This window comes from Desulfocastanea catecholica, from assembly GCF_054657295.1.
Window position 1 is genome coordinate 54,005 of record NZ_BAAHYZ010000003.1, and the last position, 18,703, is coordinate 72,707.

Below are 18,703 nucleotides of genomic sequence, written 5' to 3' on the forward strand. Positions count from 1 at the left end.
CTTGGTACACCAGGCAGGATTCGAACCTGCGACCCCCTGATTCGTAGTCAGGTACTCTATCCAGCTGAGCTACTGGTGCATTGAGGAGCTGCCTTTATACCCTAGATTGATCAGTAACTCAAGCCTGTTTTTTGGTGTTTATTTCTTTTTCCGTCTTATGAAAAAGCACTTCGTGGTCTGCCGGTTTCATATCGACTTCGGCAATGATGGAAATTTCTACCTGGTAGCGCTTTTCAAGCTCATTGAGTTCGCTTCGCTTTTTGTTAAGCAGATAGGATGCCACATCAAGCGGGAAATGGCATTCAATGGTCTCTACCTGCTTGCGACTGGCACCGGTCTGAATTCGCCGCAAATAATAGAGCGAGAGGGTCTCGACCGAGCGTACCGTTCCCCGCCCTTTACAATGCTCACATCTGCGATAATTTCCCGACTCAATGGGAGCGCCTAATTTTTGCCGTGAAATCTCCATGAGGCCGAACTTGGATATTCTGCTGAAGTCCACCTTGGCCTTGTCCTTCTTCATCGCCGCTTTCACTTCTCTTTCTACGGCCAGGATATGTTTTTTGTTACGCATATCGATAAAGTCGACAACAATTAAGCCGCCGAGATCTCGCAGTCTTAATTGCCGGGCGAGTTCCGCAGCTGCTTCCATGTTGGCCTGAAAGATAGACGCCTCAAAATTTTTACCCCGGGAGGTGGAACCCGAATTCACATCGATGGCGACCAATGCCTCGGTCGGGTCAATGACTATAGAGCCGCCTGAGGGCAGATTGACCTGCGATTGATAAATCGACTCTATCTGGTCCTCAACGCTGTACTGATTAAAAATCGGTCGAGCGCCCTGGTGAAAACGCACATTGACATTTTTCTGCTGCTCCGGCGGCAGCATCTTGACGAACTCTTTCACCTGTTCCAGGGCAGTCCGATCATCAACGAGGATTTCCTGAATAGAGGGATCGAAATGTTCCCGCAAAAATCGCAGCACACTCCGGTGATCTTCATACACCAGGCCGACCCCGTCCATTTCCTGTCCCTTGTTCTTGATCTCGCCCCACAGCTCAAGGAGATACTCGACATCTCGCGACAGGGCATCCTGGGTTATATCAACACTGGCCGTACGGACAATCCAGCCGATCCCCTCCGGTAAATTCATGGCCGTCATGGTATCTCGAAGCTGTCCTCGACGCTGTTCGCCGGAAATCTTTCGGGAAATTCCAGCCGAATCCGAGCCGGGCATGAGCACCACACATCGACCGGGAATCGACAGAAAGGTGGTCATGTTCGCGCCTTTCTTGCCCACCTCTTCTTTTACGACCTGGGCCAGGATCTCCTGCCCCCGTTCCACGACATCGGTTATGTTGATTTTCTTCCACTGGTTATTTTCCACCTGTTGCCGAATCTCCGCACTCAAATCCTGCTTATAATATTCGGGATGGATTTCACTAAATGGCAGAAAACCGTTTTTTTCCGTACCGTAATCGACAAATGCCGCCTGAAGACTCGGCTCGAGGGCAACGATACGGGCCTTGTAGATATTATTTTTTGTCTGCGTTCTGGAAATCGTTGAGACATGGATAGATTCCAACCGACCATCTTCAAGCAGGGCCAATCGGCATTCTTCCGGTTCTTCGGCATTAATAAGCAGCTTGCAGACTCTCTTGGGCTCTTCTTCCTTGGGCTCCGCTGCTCTTGTCGTTTTTTCCTTGGCCGGTCGTGGTTCAGACAGAGCAGCTTGCTCGTCCAGCTCATCATCATAACGGGCAGCAACCGCCTCGATGTCCGCGGCTTCTTGCATCTCTACAGCATCTGCGGCAGAGTCGGCATTCTGCTCAGTTGCTTCTTCCGGCAGAGATGTCTCTTCTACGGCGGCAGTCTTTTTTGCCGATCCTCTTCCCCGACGTCCCCTTGAACGTTTTGATGGTACCTTTTCCTCAGCAGTCGGCGTCTCCAGAGAGAATACACCCTCATCGATGCCGGCGACCGCCTCTTTTTCTTCAGTCGATACTGCTTCAGTTACCGTCTTGTTCTTGTCAGCTTCTTTCCCTTTGCCTGACCTCCGCCTTCCGGAAGGTTTTCTGGCAGGAGCACTTTTTTTCGGCTGATCCAGATTTTCGGCAGCGGTCTCGGCAACCACTTTTTCTGTGCTGACCTTTTTTACCGGTTTCTTCCTCGGGCTCCTCTTCGGCACTGCTTTTTCAGGCTGCTTTTCAGTCTGGTTTTCAGTCGCGACCACTTCATTCTTCGGTTCTGGAATCTCTACGACAGCAGTGATCGCATCGTCTATGCCTGTACTGGTGGTACTTTTCCACCATGCCCCGGTCGTCGCCTTTATCTGAACAGTCTTTTTTTCTTTCTCAACATTTTTCTTTACAACCATATTTTGTCCTTTTTACCGAATGCACCACACGTGCAGTGGGAAGCGATCCGGCCATCTTATTGATAGAGTCCCTGGTAATGCGGGCGATACGCTTCCGACATTACCAACAATCATCGAACAATCATCCTATTGGTACGCACCCCGCCAGGGCGGGATTCGAAAAATCCCCCTGCAGGGGAACACGCTTTTCATTACCCCTTGCGGGGTAGGCGCCATTGAAATTATTTGTTAATAATTTAAATGGCACTAACACTCTTCGCGGGACACATTCAGCAAGATCAGCTCAGACAGCGATTATACTGTGGCGGATCAGGCAGATAATCTGCCGTAATACCAGCACGTTTCAGAAGGCCGAAAAACTGTCTTTTACTCAATATAACCCTTCAATTTTTTAACAGGAAATGATCCCGGACATCTCTTTGAGATGTCATACATATTTTTGTGAAAACGTGATATATCTTTTCACATATGGAGAGGAACAATTCCCCGACACACTAGTACTGTCAATTTCAATGAAACACAAATAATATTTGTTCTTTCCCCCTATGGGAGAAATTTAATTTTCAGGATTTTTTCTGTCCCGTGAAGGCGAGTCGGCACATATTGCAAAAATCATCATTTTTCAAATATTATTAAGCAGATAATCTCATCATTATCCGACCAGCGCATGACTTTAATCTTGACAGTGTTTGCTCTGAACCGTAAATTCCAGCTCTTGACGAAGCCTAGACGTGGAATCGTTTAGGCTTTATCCCGCAAAAATGCAGAATTTACAGAAATACTCTCTATTTTACTCTTTTCCCTGCGAAGAGGAAAGCTTATTGCACTGCAGATAACGATCTCTCGAAAGGAGTATACTGTGTCCAGAAGTTCGTTTCGATTAACCTGTTTTCAATGTATCCGGGCTGCATTAATTCTGCTGTTAAGCGGCGGTCTTGCCGGTCAGGTACATGCGGAGAAAGTCTCGACTGAAGAATGGAATATTACTGCCGATAAGCTTGTACGCTATGAAGACCCAAGCAGCATTGTCGCACAGGGCGATGTGGTCCTGATAAAAAAAGAGCGGCTGCCGCCACGACGCTCCGCAGCTGAAATCAAATTTTCCCAATGGTCCGAACTTCTTGAAGAAACGGCTGAAGACGCAGATAAAACGGCTGAGGATATTGAACAGTCGGCCACGCCGGAGTATCAAACGGTCATGACAATCAAGGCTGACCAGATCGTCTATGACATGGATCTTGAGTTCATAAATGCCAAAGGGAATGTGCAGATTTCCACCACAGATGCCCAGCTTTTTGCCCAGGAAGGGACCTTGCAATTAGCCACTGAAACAGGAATTTTTTCCGATGCAACCGTCTTCTACAAGAAAAACGCCCTCCATCTCGAAGGGAAAAAAATTGAAAAGACCGGACCGGACACCTACCGGATTGATGACGGCTGGGTGATCACCTGTAAACTCGAGAGCGGTCAGACTCCTCCCTGGAGTTTCTCCAGTTCGAAGACTAACGTCCGCCAAGATGGCTTTGCCGTGCTCAAGCATGCCAGATTCAACATACGAAATGTGCCGGTCTTTTATACACCATACCTGCTTGTTCCGGTAAAAAACACCCGGCAGTCCGGTTTTCTCTTCCCGGAGTTTTCCGCTTCCAAAAATAATGGCTTCGGTTTTAACCTGCCATTCTTTCTCAACATTTCCGAGTCTGCCGATGCAACGTTCTATCCGGCATATCTGCATAATCGCGGCTTCATGCCGGGTGTCGAATTCCGTTATGTCGCCAGTGCCTCCGACAAGGGCGTCATCACCGCGAATTATCTCGACGACAAACTTTCCGACCCTTCGGAAACCGAATATTATAATGATACCGGCTACACCCATGATAACAGCGACAGATATTGGCTTCGGGGCAAGGCCGACCATTCCTTTGCCGGCTGGCAGACACGCCTTGATCTGGATATTGTCTCCGATCAGGACTATCTCAAGGAATTTGATTCCGGTTTAACAGGGTTTGAAAAAACCCATAACCGTTATCTCGAATCCTTTGGTCGTGGTTTCCAGAATGAATCGGATGCCTTACGCGAAAACACCCTCAACACACTCCGCACCTGGCATGGCACATCACTGCAGGCTAACCTGCTCGCCATCAATGATGCAGATACCAACGCCGGCAGCACCGATACACCGCTGTGGCAACTGCCCAGTATCGACTACTCCGGCGTCATCCCTCTCGGAGATTCGTATTTTTCTTTAGATTGGGATACAAATTATGTCAACTATTGGCGAGAGGACGGCATCGGCGGACATCGATTTGATGTCAATCCGTCGATATCGTCGCCCATACCTCTTGGACCCTATCTTGAGTCGAGAGCCGAATTTTCCCTCCGCAATACCTTCTATGTCGTCGAAACGTACGGGGAGGAGACGTGGAACAACGATAAGGTGCAAAACCGTCTCTATCCTGAGTTCGAATATGAGCTGGCGACCACTCTGGAAAAAGATTTCTTCTCTGCATCAGGCGGCAACCGAACAACTGCCCATCAGGTCCGGCCGTATATTCAATACGGCTATCTGGCTGACGTTGATCAGGAGGATCTGCCTCAGTTTGATGATGTCGATTTCATTGAGGATAAACAAGTAATTACCTACGGCCTTGATAACTATTTAAGTTCCTATACCAACTATGGCGGCAGTGAAGGAAACCCCTCTACGTTCCTGGAGTTAAACATAGAACAAGCCTTCGACCTGCGTAATGAAGCCTCCGACCGGCCATTTTCCGAGATATTTTCCGAATTAAAATGGAATCTCTTCCGTGGCACCGCCCTTTCCTATAAAACGTACTATGACGTCTATGACAGCGAATTCAACCGCCACAACTTTGAAGGAAACTACACCAACGCCAGGGGCGATTACCTTAACCTTGATTACAGTTTTAATGAGGCGGAAAATATCGAGCAGCTCAATGCATATTTTCTTGCCCGTCTTATTAATGGCTGGAGTGCGGGCGGGTTAATTGAACACTCCCTGTCCCAGGATGAAACTATTGAAGCCAGAGGATCGTTGATCTATCAGGCACCCTGCTGGTCGGTCCGATTCGAGACACGGTACACCCCCGAAGACACCAGCTACCTGGTCATTTTCAGTCTCGCCAACATCGGTGTTCCGCTGGGAGCAAGTTTTTAACTACAACCAAGAACCAATCGCTCAGCCGCAAGAGCATGAGCGTTTTCTCCCGATGAGAGTTTATCATGGACTATGACATTTTCAATGGCGACGCCGACGGCATATTCGCCCTGCAGCAATATCGCCTGGAAAACCCAGCGCCCGGCGCACAGTTACTCACCGGCGTAAAAAGAGATATCCGCCTTCTCTCTCAGGTTGAATACCTGTGCAACAGTTCGCTGACTGTTTTCGACATCTCCCTGGACAGTAACCGTATCCCGCTTGTGCGCTTGCTTGGCAACAACAATAGGGTCGTCTACTTTGACCACCACTTTGCCGGCACCCTGCCCCAATCCCCCTTGCTGCAGACATTTATTGACCACTCTCCCGATACCTGTACGTCACTTCTTGTCGATGCAACTCTAGCGGGTAAACATTGTCTCTGGGCCATCTGTGGCGCCTTTGGTGACAATTTACACCAGCAAGCCCGCGACTATGCAGACGACCAGGGCTTGACGCGGCAACAGACAGGTCAATTACAGGAGCTGGGAGAGTTGTTCAATTATAACGGCTACGGCACGACTCTCGAGGATCTTCACTTTCACCCGGCCGAGCTGTTCAAGGCGGTGCAACCCTATCGCAGTCCTTTTGATTTTATCGCCCAATCAACAGAACTAGCCATTCTGAGAAGCGGATATCGTGATGATCTTGCAGCGGTAATGCAAGTGCCGGAAATGCAGACTCCGGGCAAAAACAGAGTCTACCTGCTCCCCTCCACGCCATGGGCCAGGAGGGTCACCGGTGTTTTTTCCAATCTCAGGGCGAGAGAAATGACGCATGCCGCCCATGCAGTGCTCTCGGAAAATGATGATAGTAGTCTGAGAATCAGTGTCCGGGCCCCGCTTGACGACCGGCAGGGTGCCGATACCCTCTGTAAACTGTTTCCTACAGGGGGCGGCCGAGCTGCTGCCGCGGGCATCAATAGTCTGCCGGCAGATCAACTGGATAAATTTCTCGAAAAATTTCTCTCTTTTTACCGCTGACAATGGTAGATTATGCGCAGGCTTATAAATCGTGGAGGAAGAGCCATCATATACTCTCGCCTGAATTTTTCTTTGTTTTCCGCCGTACTTTTCGCACTCCTGCTTAGCTTGCTGCTCGGTGCCCCCTGTATTGGTGATGATCCGCCAAAGGCTGCCGACCGTGTCGTCGACGGCCAGCCTATCGACCTGTCCAGTGACCGTTATCGGCAGTTTTTTCTGGAACTGGAAGAAGTCCATGCTTTTCCACAAAAAGAACTGCAACAGCTCTTTCAGGGTCTCAAAATCGACCGCAAAGTACTCGAGCTCATGGACAAACAATGGGAGGCGAAACCCTATTATCAATACCGACCGCTGTTTATCACCCCTTCGGTTATTGCCAAAGGTAAAGAGAGCCTTGAGCAGTACCGTCTTTTGTTTGATCGAATTGAGGCCGAATTCGGTGTCGATAGAGAGGTTATTGTCGCCATCTGGGGGATCGAATCTCGATTTGGCTTCAATCAGGGCGGCTTTAATCTCTTTCGAACCCTCAATACCCTCTTTGATATGTACCCGCGCAGGTCTGATTTTTTCCGCAACGAACTGATCAATTTCCTCGTTCTCTGCCGCGCCAATGACATGGATCCCCTCGAAGTAAATGGTTCCTATGCCGGAGCTTTTGGTCAGGCCCAGTTTATGCCTTCGAGTTTCAATGCCTATGCGGTGGATTTTGATGGCGATAATCGCCGCGATCTCATTCACTCGATGGAGGACATTTTCGCCTCCATCGCCCATTACCTGCAAAGATTTGGCTGGACACTGCATGCACCGGTCTATGCAGAAATAGGCAATAGTCTCAAGTCAGAGCTGCTGATGACGACGAAGGAAGAAGGCAGAAAAGGTATGCTGGACTGGAGGGTTGTCGCTGAAACCCAGCAGACCACCCTCGCCCGCCCACCACGGAACGGCAAACTTTCCATTATCGAACTGGAACTCTCGCCACAGGAAAATGTCAACATGCGCTATGTCGCCGGCTACCCGAACTTTCAAGCCATTACCGAATACAACCACAGCTATAAATATGCCATGGCGGTCAGTGAAATGGCGGAAGCATTCAAAAAATAATCAGACCTATTCGACATGTCACTCCGATTGCGTCCCTTCATTCTGCTCGTTTATCTGCTGTCGATCTTTGCCGCCACCGGCCTCTCTGCAGGACCGCACCTGTTCGAGCCAGGAGATGTCTATAGACCCCTGCACCGTCTTGACCAGCAGGATGTTCCTTTTTTCTTCGATGATATGGACATCGAGTCTCTGATCAAATGTGCCCAGCACCAAGCGGCCTTTCTCGAGAAACAAAACCCCCGGGCAAAGATTACCTTCGGGGCCGACCACTATGATACCGCCTGGCTTCTCCAATCCATTCAGGAGCTTCTGGGACAGCTGCGGCAAAAACCGGACAGCGAAGCGCTGAACAGTTTTCTGCATGAGAATTATCTCGTCTACCAGGCCGGAGGGCGACCGAACCAACAAGGCCGCCGCATGCTGGTTACCGGCTATTACGAGCCGGTGTTTTTCGGCAGTCTCACCCGCGAACCACCTTTTGTCTACCCCATCTACTCCCTGCCGAAATCTCTCGTTGTTCTCCCTGGTGGGAAAAGCGGCAGCAGCAAAACCGGTCGATACAACCGAAATAATCAGTTCGTCCCCTACTGGACCCGGGCTGAAATCGAGCAGAACAATCTGTTACAGGGAGAAGAACTGGCCTTTCTTCAGAATCCTTTTGATGTCTTCCTGCTCCACCTTCAGGGATCCGGCAGGATCCAGCTGCCGGATCATTCGATTCGCTCAGTGCGCTTTGCCGGCACAAATGGTCTGGAATATCGCTCTATCGGCAAACTTCTGGTAGATGAAAAGATTATGACGAAGTCGGAGGTGACTGTTCCGGCCATCAGGAGCTACCTGGAAAACAACCCGGAACAGCAGCAGCGTATCCTGCAACATAATCCGCGCTACATATTTTTCTCCTGGGGTGATGCCCTGGCACCAAGAGGAAGCAGCGGCGAAAGACTCACTCCCGGCAGATCGATTGCCATGGACCCAGCGGCCCTGCCCGGTGGGACTATCGGCTATCTGGTTTCTCGTCGACCGGTGAGTAGTCCGGACAGCAACATCTCCAGCTGGAAGACACTGAGCCGTTTCGTTTTTCCGCAGGATTCGGGGGCAGCGATCAAGGGCACGGGACGCGTCGACCTCTTCTGGGGCAGCGGGGATTATGCCGAACTGGCCGCAAATCATATGAAGGAAGAAGGTAAACTCTACTTTCTCGTGAAAAAGGGCTTCCCCGGCGTGAAACATTGATGAGCGGTCACAGAGAACCCATGACAAAAGACCAGGACCATCATCGCATAACCATGCAGCAATCGGCATGACACACCCTGCATATCCTCTCGTCACCCTCATTACCGATTTTGGTCTGAAGGATGAATATGTCGGCGTCGTCAAAGGGGTCATTCTCTGTCAAAACCCGGCTCTTCGCATCGTCGATATCTCCCATCTCATCCCGCCACAAGATATCTCCAGCGCCGCACATCTTCTCACCAAGTCATATGGATTTTTCCCTCCCGGCAGTGTGCACCTGGTTATTGTCGACCCTGGCGTCGGTTCGGACCGACCTCTTCTAGCCATACACTCGGACGGATATTTCTTTGTCGGACCGGATAACGGCATCTTTACGCCTCTCCTGAACGGCGCCAGGCCGCCAGCGGTGCACCGGATAACCGAGTCAGCTCTCTTTCTTCCAACGGTAAGCACTACCTTCCACGGTCGGGATATAATGGCTCCGGTGGCGGCGCAGCTGGCAACCGGTCTGCCCATCACCAGGGTTGGGCCACCTGTCCTGCCAAAGGATTGTCTCCTCAGCGGTCCCAGGGCGTGTGCCATCATTAATGGCGTTCTCCACGGTGAAATCATTCATGTCGATCGGTTCGGCAACCTGTGCACGAATATTTCCCGCAGGAATATGGAGGGATTGAATGGGGGACAGAACTTCTCTGTCCAGATAGGTGAAGATGCACAACTCCTGGACGTTCCTCTTGTTTCATCCTATGTCGGCCAGAAAAAAAACGGCCTGCTGGCGCTTTACGACAGTCATGATTTTCTTGAAATAGCCGTCAATAGGGGCAATGCGGCACAACGGCTCCAGGCAGCCACCGGCTGCAGGGTGTTGCTTTTTCGTCGATAAAGCTCCAGGGGAGGTTTGTCGCCGCCCGGCCACGCTCGACAAAAAAGCAAGACGGCAACAGACTATCGATTACCTTGATGCAAGCAGGCTGAATCTTTCCCAGAAATCAGGAAATGACTTGGCCACACACTCTTCCCCGGTGATCTGCACGCCTGGAATGCGCAGCCCGGCCACGGCAAGACTCATCGCCATTCTATGATCCTCATAGGTTTCGATGACCGCGCCCTTCAGGCCTGCTCCCCCCTCGCCATGGATGATCATGGCGGCGTCCTGTTCTTCGACCTTTACGCCGAGTTTGCTCAGCTCGGTGACCACGGCGGAGAGCCGGTCACACTCTTTTATGCGTAGATGGGCAATATTTTCAATCACCGTCCGCCCATGGGCAAAGGCGGCAACGACGGCCAGGGTCGGCACGACATCCGGCATATCACCCATGTCCACCCGTATCCCTTCCAATCGATCCGTTCCCTGCAAGGTAATACCGTTTCCCGACCTGCTCACCTCGCAGCCCATCCGTCCCAGAAGAGGGACAAGCATGGCATCACCCTGCAGGGACGGCACAGGGACATTAGTCACAGTGACCCGCCCCCCGGTAACAGCAGCGGCCGCCCAGAAGTAGGAGGCGTTCGAGGCATCCCCTTCAATCTGATATTCCCGTGCCCGGTAGCAGCCCTGCGGGATGGAAAAAGAGCTGAAGTCAGATGAACAGTCAACGGCTATGCCGAAGGCATCCATCACCGAAAGGGTCATGGCCACGTAGGGTTTGGAAAGCACTTCCCCCTGCACGCGCAGTACACAGGGCGTCTTGGCATACGGTGCCACGAGGAGAAGAGAAGAGAGGTACTGACTGCTTTTGCCTTCCGGCAAAATGGTCATGCCACCGGCAAGTCCCCGGCCTTTGATGGCGAGCGGCGGGCAATCGGTCCCTTTGGTGGCACTGATATCCACCCCCCAACCGCGCAGAGCGGCCATCAACGGCCCAATGGGTCGCTGGTGCATGCGGGCATCGCCATCAATAAGAAAATTGCCATTGCCCAGGGCGGCGACCGAGGTGAGAAAACGGGTCGCAGTGCCGTTGTTGCCAAGGAAAATCGGCTCACTCGACGGCTGAATAAGCCCTGCCTTGCCATGTATTACCCACTTTTTCCCTTTGTCCATGGCGACGCCCATCTGCACAAGCGCCTCGGATGAATATCTGGTATCGTCACTTTCCAGCGGGCCAGACAGGGTGCTCGTTCCCTTGGCCAGAGATGCGGCAATGAGCGCTCTCTGGGTAAGACTTTTGGAACCGGGAACTTCAATTGCCGCATCGATATGGTGCACAGGCTGTATTTCTATCATTATTATTTCGATAATTTTTCTATGGGGTAAGGGACTGCCGTGTCGCTGAGGGCAAACGCAGCCCGCCGATAAGAGCACGGATTGATGTCAATTTTTCCGCCACGGCATAGGCCGCTATGCCATCGACGACGTCTTCGCTGGCCCTTGGGTTAATAAAATTTGCCGTACCTATCTGCACGGCTGTGGCCCCGGCAAGCATGAACTCCAGCGCATCTTCCGCCGACTCGATGCCGCCTATGCCGATAACCGGAATGGACACGACCTTGGCCACCTCATAGACCATACGCAGGGCCACCGGTTTTATCGCCGGGCCGGAAAGACCACCAATAACATTGGCCAGGACAGGTTGTTTCGTGTTCAGGTCAATGGCCATGCCGATGAGGGTATTGATGAGGCTTATGGAATCAGCCCCCCCGTTTTCAACCGCCTGGGCGATAACCTTGATATCCGAGACATTGGGGGACAGCTTGACCATTACCGGAACATCCGCCCTTTTCTTGACCGCGGATGTTACCGCAGCCGCCATGGCCGGGTCAGTACCGAAGGCAACCCCGCCTTTTTTGACATTCGGGCAGGAGATGTTCACCTCAATGCCGGCCACCCCGGGGATTCCCGCCAGCCTTGCGGTGATCTCTTCATATTCAGCCAGGGAATCGCCGAGAATATTGACGATGACCGGGACATGCAAGCCTGCCAGGTAGGGCATTTTCTCGGTGATAAACCGGTCAACACCTACATTCTGCAGGCCAATGGCGTTCAACATGCCGCAGGCGGTTTCCACAATCCGCGGCGGCGGATTGCCAGCTCGGGGGTGCAAGGAAATGCCTTTGACGATCACTGCCCCGAGGCGATGCAGATTCATCAGGTTTTCAAACTCTCGGGCATAACCAAATGTTCCCGAGGCAGTCATCACCGGATTGGCCAGCTCAAGTGAGCCAATATTGACCCGCAGATCGGGCAAGGCAATTTTTCCTGGGCTCAGATCTCCCATAGCAAATCCTCCGCATCATAGACTGGTCCATTGAGACAGACATGAGTATAGCTGCCATTTGCCCCAGGCCTGGAGCAGCCGAGACAGGCGCCCATCCCGCAGGCCATGACGCTTTCCACCGATACCTGACACGGAATACCCCTGGACTTACACAGAGAACTGACCCCGGCCATCATCTTTTCCGGGCCACAACAGTAGACCGTACATCCAGCCGCTAAGGGCAGAGATTGCATGAGATCGATAATAAAACCTTTATGGCCGAGAGAACCGTCATCGGTCGCCAGGTGGATACTGACACCAAATGCCTGAAAATCAGCCAGCAGGGGTTCGAGTTCGATCTTTTCTCGTGCGCCGAGTACGAGCAGATCCTCACCGCAATCATTTTTCAAGCGGCAATTTTCCTTGACAAGAAACAGCAGCGGAGCAATGCCCAGTCCCCCACCGACAATCACCGACGGAGACGTTGCATCAAGGCGATATCCACGGCCCAGGGGCCCGAAAACCGACAGCGTTTCTCCTGGCCTCTTCTGGGCTAGTATATCGGTCCCCCTGCCGACCACCTTGAAATAAAGCTGCATCAACCCATCCGCACTGGTCTGGTGGATGGAAAAAGGCCGCCGCAGCAGAGGATCCTTGCCAGGTCCGACGCGGAGCATGACGAACTGTCCGGGTTGTGCACACCCGGCAATCCGTGGACAATCAAGCGTCAAACGATAGTTTTTTTCGGAAAACTGTTCGACACGGGTAACTGTTGCTTTTTCCTGGTATTGTGACATAGTTAGGCTATACAATGTAAAAGATTAATGCCTAGCGGCGATTACTCCGCCGAGATAATCAGCTTGTTCCCGTTCACCGGAACTAGTAGCTTGAGGAAATTTAACCTATTTATTTTATTATTATGATCAGCGACCCCGCTCTTGTCACAGTCGCCGCGATTTTCGGCGCCATTGTCGGCAGTTTTTTAAACGTCGTCATTCTGCGCTTGCCGGTACAGGATCAATCAATAGCCTACCCGGCCTCGCACTGCCCGCAATGCTCTGCACCTCTGCACTGGTATGAAAATATTCCTGTCGTCAGCTTTTTGTTCCTGCGGGGGAAATGCGGTCATTGCCGGATGCCTATTTCCTTCCAGTATCCGCTGGTCGAACTGGCCATGGCGCTTCTTGCCGTCGCCCTCATTTCCACCTTCCAGTTAACCATTGCCGCGGCGGGATATTTTCTGTTCAGCGCCGCTCTTCTGGTCATCATCGTTATAGATATTTACCACCAGATAATCCCGGATGTCATCAGCCTGCCTGGCATCATTCTCGGGGTTCTCTTCTCTCTTGTCAGTCCCACCGTTACCTGGCAGAGCTCGCTCATCGGCCTGTTTGTCGGCGGTGGCCTGCTCTATGCCGTGGCCCTTTTTTACTTTCTGCTGCGTAAGGTTGACGGCATGGGCGGCGGTGATATTAAACTGCTTGCCATGATTGGTGCCTGGCTTGGCTGGCAATCGTTGCCTTTCGTCATTTTTGCCAGTTCCTTAAGCGGCTCGATCGTTGGTTTAGTGGCCATGCTGTATCAGAAAAAAGGTGGCCGGACCCGTATCCCTTTTGGCCCTTTTCTCTCTTTGTCCGCCCTTGTTTATACTTTTTATGCAGAAAAGATTCTGTATTTTTTTCACCTCTATCTCACCGGGCAATGGCCCTGAAACGGTATCATTTCACTCCTTTTCCGTGAGCAAAATCCTCGCGACCCGCCTGCCTTCTGCCATTGCCATATCCCCCTGCTCCTTATTGTGGCCAAACCCCGGATAATGTCTCCTGAACCAGGATTTTTCCTTTCGCACCATTTTCCCGCGCATCTGCAGCACCAGACCGATAAACCGCCAGGGCTCTCTGATCGGATGGACAAAGACGATTGGTTGAAGAGGAATGGCCTTGTATCTCTGCAGACAATATTTCACTGACCAATAGTGTATCCGCCAGTAAGATCTGCATGATATAAACGGAATAACCATCTTGCCGGCACAGACCTGACGCCCATATCTATCAAGAAAATCCAGCACTGGCCCACTGGGGTGATAGGACCAGGTGGGACCGGCGATAACAACACAATCCCAATCTTCGAAACACTGAGCACTCACCGGATGAATTGTCATCCTCTGCCGGAAAAAGGTCCTGATCATGGCTACAGCCAGACTGAAATTTGTTTTGAAAGGAAAAGGATAGGGTTTGACTGGTTCCAGCCGTTCAAGAACCACCTCGATGCCCTCACTCTCCAGTCCCTCAACAAATCTTTTGAGCAGCACTCTGGTTTGCTGGGTAAAAGAGTAAAAAACAATGAGCAGCCGTTTTCGTTTCAAATGATATCCTCGGATAACGCCTTAGGTCAATTTGCGCTCAGCCTCGTCAATCTCTCTCCATCCTCTTCTCTTAACAAAAAAAAAAGCCCCCGACAAGTCGGGGGCTCTATCATAGCAAAAGAAGTTTGACGACAACTAGGCTTCTACCTCGTGCTCTACCCCCACGGCAATTTTATAGAGAACGGTCACCAGCAGCAATCCGGTCGCCCAGATGCCCAGGGTGATACCGATTTCATTGGCCGTTGGATAATACTCGACAATCTCATGCAACGGATTGACGACCAGTCCGCCCATGACAAATCCAAGTCCCTTATCGAGCCACAGCGCAATAAAGATCATAACGCAGCCGAGCCCCACCAACAGATCAGTGTAGACCTTACTGATTTTCATGTAGGCAAAGACGCCGAGCCCGCCAAAGCAGAGGAGCACAGAGCTCCACATGAAGGGGACAAGATTATTGTACACATGGCCATTATGCTCGAGACCGAAAAACAGATACTCAAGGGAATACTTATGACCGGGAATATTCGAGTAGTAGCCGACAAAGAATTCCAGGCAGACAAAAAAGGCGTTTATTATGGCGGCATACATGATGATCGTCGTCAGCTTGTTGATCGCCTCTTTTCCGGCATCAAAATTGGCCACCCGTTTCATGATCAGACAGGCGATAACAATGAGTGCCGGTCCTGCGGCAAACGCCGAAGCGAGAAATCGGGGGGCGGTAATCGCGCTCAGCCAGAAATGTCGACCGGGCAGACCACAGTACAGCATTGCCGTTACGGTATGGATGGAAACAGCAAACGGAATAGAAACATAGACAAAGATGTACACCCACTTCGGCGGCTTAACCTGTTTACGTTCGGCGGTGAGAATAACCCAGCCGCAGATGATATTCAGGGTAAGATAGCCTAGCAGAACAACCATATCCCAGAAAAGCATGGAGTTGGGAGTTGGATGGAGAATCATATTCAGTCCACGCAAGGGCTGCCCGATATCCGCCATGATAAACATCAGACACATTACCAGGGCGGAAATAGCGAGGAATTCACCAAGAATGGTCAGCCTGCCGAAGATTTTATAGTTGTGTATATAATAGGGCAGAACGAGCATCAGCCCTCCGGCCGCAACCCCGACCAGAAAGGTAAATTGCGAAATATACAGCCCCCATGACAGGTCTCGGCCCATACCTGTCAGATACATGCCGAAGAGAAACTGCCTGAGATAACAGATCGCTCCGACGGCAATGAATGCAGTGAGAAAAGCCAGCCACATCCAGTAGTTAGAGTTGCCTTTTAATACTTTTTCAATCATGACTCCCTCACACTATGTAAAAGACTGACGGTTTGGTTCCAAGGGATGGCTTCCGTTGGATGGTATGTTCCTGGTCAAGAAGGCGGCGAATCTCGGAATTCGGGTCATTCAAATCCCCAAAAACAATCGCGCCGATATCCTTGACCGCCTCGACACATGCCGGTTCCAGGCCAAGAGCTAGTCGTTCGCCGCAGAAATTACATTTCTCGACAACACCGCGCATACGGGTTGGAAAATCGGCATTATATTCCTTGATATACGGCCGGGGTTCCATCCAGTTAAAGCTCCTGGCACCATACGGACAGCCCATCATACAAAACCTGCAGCCGATGCAGCGATGGTAGTCCATGGCGACAATCCCGCTTGCTTCCATTCTAAAAGTTGCCTTGGTCGGGCACACCCGCACACAGGGTGGCTCGTCACAGTGGTTACAGAGTACCAGGTAATCGTTATCCTGGGTGATCTTGGGTGCATGGTAGGCCGAATGCTCCGGAAAACCATTCTCAAAAGGAGTACCCCAGATCCATTTTATCTCACTTTTAGCCCCGTCAATCTCCGGAACGTTATGCACCTTGTGACAGACAGCCGTAACTTTTTCGAGAAGTTCCGGATGCCCATACAGTTTGCGCATGTCGATGAGCATGCCAAGTCGTACTCCCGTCGGCGCCTCTTCCACACCGTGACCGGCAGCCTTATGGGCATCGGCAGGAGCGGCCTGCACCGCCGCTTCCCCATGTTCCGTTGAGGAAGCAAGGGCTGGAGAAGAGGTGAGTTTCACGACCACCGGGGCACTGATTCCGGCCAGAGCGGTTGCCCCAGCAATTTTAAGAAATTTTCTTCGCTGCTTATCCATTAGTGTGTCTCCTTTTTTTCCGCCGCTGCGGTCGGGGTCAAATGACAATCCCAGCAGTAGGGTGTGACAGATACATATTCATGACAGGAGTCACAGAATTTCTCCTTGTTGGTATGGCACTGCATACAGGCCATCTGCAAACCTTTACGATATTCTTTTCCGTTTACCGTCACAGCTATACGGCCGCCGTCACGAAGCACCTCGTCACGCCATTCATTGAGCAGTGCCATATGACTGGCCCGCATTTCGGTGGCTGAGGCGACACATTGTTTTTCTCCCCCCGGCGGTAATTCAGGCTTGGGGACCGTACTTGCCGTCGAAAATGCGTTGAACCAGAGTGGGAAAGTTACAAACAGGACGAATATGATCAGTCCCGGTATTATTGTTACTTTGTTGTACATTATGTTAACTCCTCTGTTCTGTTCAGGATATTTTAGAGCATTGTGCGGAACCCTTCATCGAGTTCAGCGCGGTTTTCGCCTTCTATAACGAGCGCATTGGCAACAAGCTCAGTAACTCCACAAACCCCAACTCCCGGATTCCAGTAGTTCATAAGTGATGTCAGTGTCGCCCTGTCGATTGCACAGACACATGCCAACATATTCACATCATGCTTGTCGTGAACATACTTGACGGCATTGGCCCGCGGTAATCCTGAACGCATTCTCAGCTCCATGATCTCATCGGTATTGAGACCAGTTCCCGAACCACAGCAGAAGGTCTGTTCGCGGATGGTATTTTCCGGCATTTCTACCCAGTCGACAACATGGTCTAGAATATAACGAGGTTCGTCAAGAAGTCCCATCGCCCTGGCCGTATTGCAGGAGTCATGGTAGGTCGCCTTGACATGGCTGTTACGACTCTTATCAAATTTCAGCTTGCCATGTTTGATAAGATCGGCGGTAAACTCACTGATATGCACCATCTTGGATGATGCCGCATTCTCAAAAACAGTGCCGGTAATGGGTGAAACCGGTTTTTCCAGGAAGTCTGCCGGACCGTTCATGGTATCCATATACTGATGGATAACACGCCACATATGACCGCACTCACCACCAATGATATATTTTACCCCAAGCCGTTTCGCTTCAGCGTACATCTTTGCATTGAGCTTTTTCATGGTCTCATTGTTGGTGAAGAGACCGAAGTTACCGCCCTCCGAGGCGTACGTCGACCAGGTATAGTCCAGACCGATTGCTTCAAAGAGAGCAAGGTAGCCCATGGCGGTATACAGCCCGGGCTCGGCAAAAACGTCTGCCGAAGGAGTAATGAACAAAACCTCGGCACCTTTTCTGTTAAAGCTGATATTTGGTCTGACTCCAGTGAGCGACTCAACATCATCGACCAGAAATTCCACATTGTCTTTAAAGGTATGGGGTTGCAGCCCCATATGGTTACCGGTGCGGTTGGAGTTGGAAGCAGGTTCCAGAATCCAGTTGATACCAACCCCAACAAGGTGCAGCAACTCGCGGAGCATCATGGTTACTTCAGCGGTATCAATGCCATACGGGCAGAACACTGAACACCTGCGACATTCGGTACACTGATAGGAATACATAAACCATTCTTTCAGTACCCCTGTGGTCATTTCACGAGCACCAGCCATTTTACCAAGAATCTTACCCGCCAGAGTAAAGTCATTGCGATAAACGGATCTGAGCAGCTCAGCCCGCATGACCGGCATATTTTTAGGATCACCGGTGCCAAGAAAGAAATGGCATTTATCCGCACAGGCGCCGCAACGGACGCAGCAATCCATGAAGATTTTCAGGGAACGAAATTTTTCAAGACGTTCTTTCAGGCCTTTGAGTATTATCTCTTTCCAATCCGGCGGTAGTTTCCAGTCTTCGTCTTCCGGAGACCACTCACGGGCATTCGGGAAATGCAGCCCCGACTGACTGTCGAGATAGGCTACTTTTTCTGATTTAGCAGGGTAGGCATAATTGCCCGGCTTAAAAACAGCCGGGAATTCCATCCAATCCATGGTAGGTATTGCTCCTGTTGCCAAGGATGGTCCCTGCACTACGCTTTTCGATAATTGTTCTAATTTTGGAACTGACATCGTT

At 51.1% G+C, this 18,703-nt stretch carries 15 protein-coding genes and 1 tRNA gene; 6 read left to right on the forward strand and 10 right to left on the reverse strand.

The window, feature by feature from the left end:
- Nucleotides 1-2: 2 nt before the first annotated feature.
- A tRNA-Arg gene (locus ACYQ8U_RS03595) sits at nucleotides 3-79 on the reverse strand.
- A gap of 39 nt (nucleotides 80-118) precedes the next feature.
- Entirely contained in the window at nucleotides 119-2,377 is a 2,259-nt protein-coding gene (locus ACYQ8U_RS03600; RefSeq protein WP_459944144.1) for an Rne/Rng family ribonuclease, read from the reverse strand.
- Between the two features lie 859 nt (nucleotides 2,378-3,236).
- Here ACYQ8U_RS03600 and ACYQ8U_RS03605 point away from each other — a divergent pair.
- The 5 genes from ACYQ8U_RS03605 to ACYQ8U_RS03625 all read left to right on the forward strand — a co-directional run bounded on the left by ACYQ8U_RS03605 (nucleotide 3,237) and on the right by ACYQ8U_RS03625 (nucleotide 9,797).
- Nucleotides 3,237-5,555, forward strand: a complete 2,319-nt coding sequence (locus ACYQ8U_RS03605) for an LPS-assembly protein LptD (RefSeq protein WP_459944145.1) — start codon at nucleotides 3,237-3,239, stop codon at nucleotides 5,553-5,555.
- Between the two features lie 65 nt (nucleotides 5,556-5,620).
- Nucleotides 5,621-6,577: an acetyltransferase gene (locus ACYQ8U_RS03610; protein ID WP_459944146.1), complete on the forward strand. Its 957-nt coding sequence runs from the start codon at nucleotides 5,621-5,623 to the stop codon at nucleotides 6,575-6,577.
- Nucleotides 6,578-6,589: 12 nt separating this feature from the next.
- Nucleotides 6,590-7,678, forward strand: coding sequence for a lytic murein transglycosylase (locus ACYQ8U_RS03615; protein WP_459944147.1), 1,089 nt, complete (start codon nucleotides 6,590-6,592; stop codon nucleotides 7,676-7,678).
- A 15-nt stretch (nucleotides 7,679-7,693) separates the two neighbouring features.
- The gene (gene mltA, locus ACYQ8U_RS03620) at nucleotides 7,694-8,914 is read left to right on the forward strand and encodes a murein transglycosylase A (protein ID WP_459944148.1); all 1,221 of its coding nucleotides are present in this window, start codon (nucleotides 7,694-7,696) and stop codon (nucleotides 8,912-8,914) included.
- Nucleotides 8,915-8,981: 67 nt separating this feature from the next.
- Nucleotides 8,982-9,797, forward strand: a complete 816-nt coding sequence (locus tag ACYQ8U_RS03625) for an SAM hydrolase/SAM-dependent halogenase family protein (RefSeq protein ID WP_459944149.1) — start codon at nucleotides 8,982-8,984, stop codon at nucleotides 9,795-9,797.
- Between the two features lie 69 nt (nucleotides 9,798-9,866).
- On the opposite strand, the gene aroA is transcribed toward ACYQ8U_RS03625, so the two are convergent.
- From aroA to ACYQ8U_RS03640, 3 genes are read right to left on the reverse strand one after another with little or no spacing between them, the layout of a single operon-like run.
- The gene (gene aroA, locus ACYQ8U_RS03630; protein ID WP_459944150.1) at nucleotides 9,867-11,138 is read right to left on the reverse strand and encodes a 3-phosphoshikimate 1-carboxyvinyltransferase; all 1,272 of its coding nucleotides are present in this window, start codon (nucleotides 11,136-11,138) and stop codon (nucleotides 9,867-9,869) included.
- 19 nt (nucleotides 11,139-11,157) lie between these two features.
- On the reverse strand, nucleotides 11,158-12,129 hold the full coding sequence (locus ACYQ8U_RS03635; protein ID WP_459944151.1) for a dihydroorotate dehydrogenase: 972 nt from the start codon (nucleotides 12,127-12,129) through the stop codon (nucleotides 11,158-11,160).
- Nucleotides 12,117-12,905: a dihydroorotate dehydrogenase electron transfer subunit gene (locus ACYQ8U_RS03640; protein ID WP_459944152.1), complete on the reverse strand. Its 789-nt coding sequence runs from the start codon at nucleotides 12,903-12,905 to the stop codon at nucleotides 12,117-12,119. The genes ACYQ8U_RS03635 and ACYQ8U_RS03640 overlap by 13 nt, the downstream gene beginning before the upstream one ends.
- Before the next feature lie 122 nt (nucleotides 12,906-13,027).
- Between ACYQ8U_RS03640 and ACYQ8U_RS03645 the strand changes: the two genes are divergently transcribed.
- Nucleotides 13,028-13,819 (forward strand): prepilin peptidase, encoded by a 792-nt coding sequence (locus ACYQ8U_RS03645; protein ID WP_459944153.1) that lies wholly within the window; start codon nucleotides 13,028-13,030, stop codon nucleotides 13,817-13,819.
- A gap of 12 nt (nucleotides 13,820-13,831) precedes the next feature.
- Here ACYQ8U_RS03645 and ACYQ8U_RS03650 read toward each other — a convergent pair whose 3' ends face one another.
- The 5 genes from ACYQ8U_RS03650 to dsrK form a co-directional block, all read right to left on the reverse strand.
- Complete coding sequence (locus tag ACYQ8U_RS03650; protein ID WP_459944154.1) at nucleotides 13,832-14,473, reverse strand: hypothetical protein; 642 nt, start codon at nucleotides 14,471-14,473, stop codon at nucleotides 13,832-13,834.
- Between the two features lie 135 nt (nucleotides 14,474-14,608).
- On the reverse strand, nucleotides 14,609-15,784 hold the full coding sequence (dsrP, locus tag ACYQ8U_RS03655; RefSeq protein ID WP_459944155.1) for a sulfate reduction electron transfer complex DsrMKJOP subunit DsrP: 1,176 nt from the start codon (nucleotides 15,782-15,784) through the stop codon (nucleotides 14,609-14,611).
- Nucleotides 15,785-15,791: 7 nt separating this feature from the next.
- Nucleotides 15,792-16,637 (reverse strand): sulfate reduction electron transfer complex DsrMKJOP subunit DsrO, encoded by an 846-nt coding sequence (dsrO, locus tag ACYQ8U_RS03660; protein ID WP_459944156.1) that lies wholly within the window; start codon nucleotides 16,635-16,637, stop codon nucleotides 15,792-15,794.
- Nucleotides 16,637-17,038, reverse strand: a complete 402-nt coding sequence (gene dsrJ, locus ACYQ8U_RS03665; RefSeq protein WP_459944157.1) for a sulfate reduction electron transfer complex DsrMKJOP subunit DsrJ — start codon at nucleotides 17,036-17,038, stop codon at nucleotides 16,637-16,639. The genes dsrO and dsrJ overlap by 1 nt, the downstream gene beginning before the upstream one ends.
- 32 nt (nucleotides 17,039-17,070) lie before the next feature.
- The gene (gene dsrK, locus ACYQ8U_RS03670; protein WP_459944158.1) at nucleotides 17,071-18,699 is read right to left on the reverse strand and encodes a sulfate reduction electron transfer complex DsrMKJOP subunit DsrK; all 1,629 of its coding nucleotides are present in this window, start codon (nucleotides 18,697-18,699) and stop codon (nucleotides 17,071-17,073) included.
- Nucleotides 18,700-18,703: the final 4 nt, after the last annotated feature.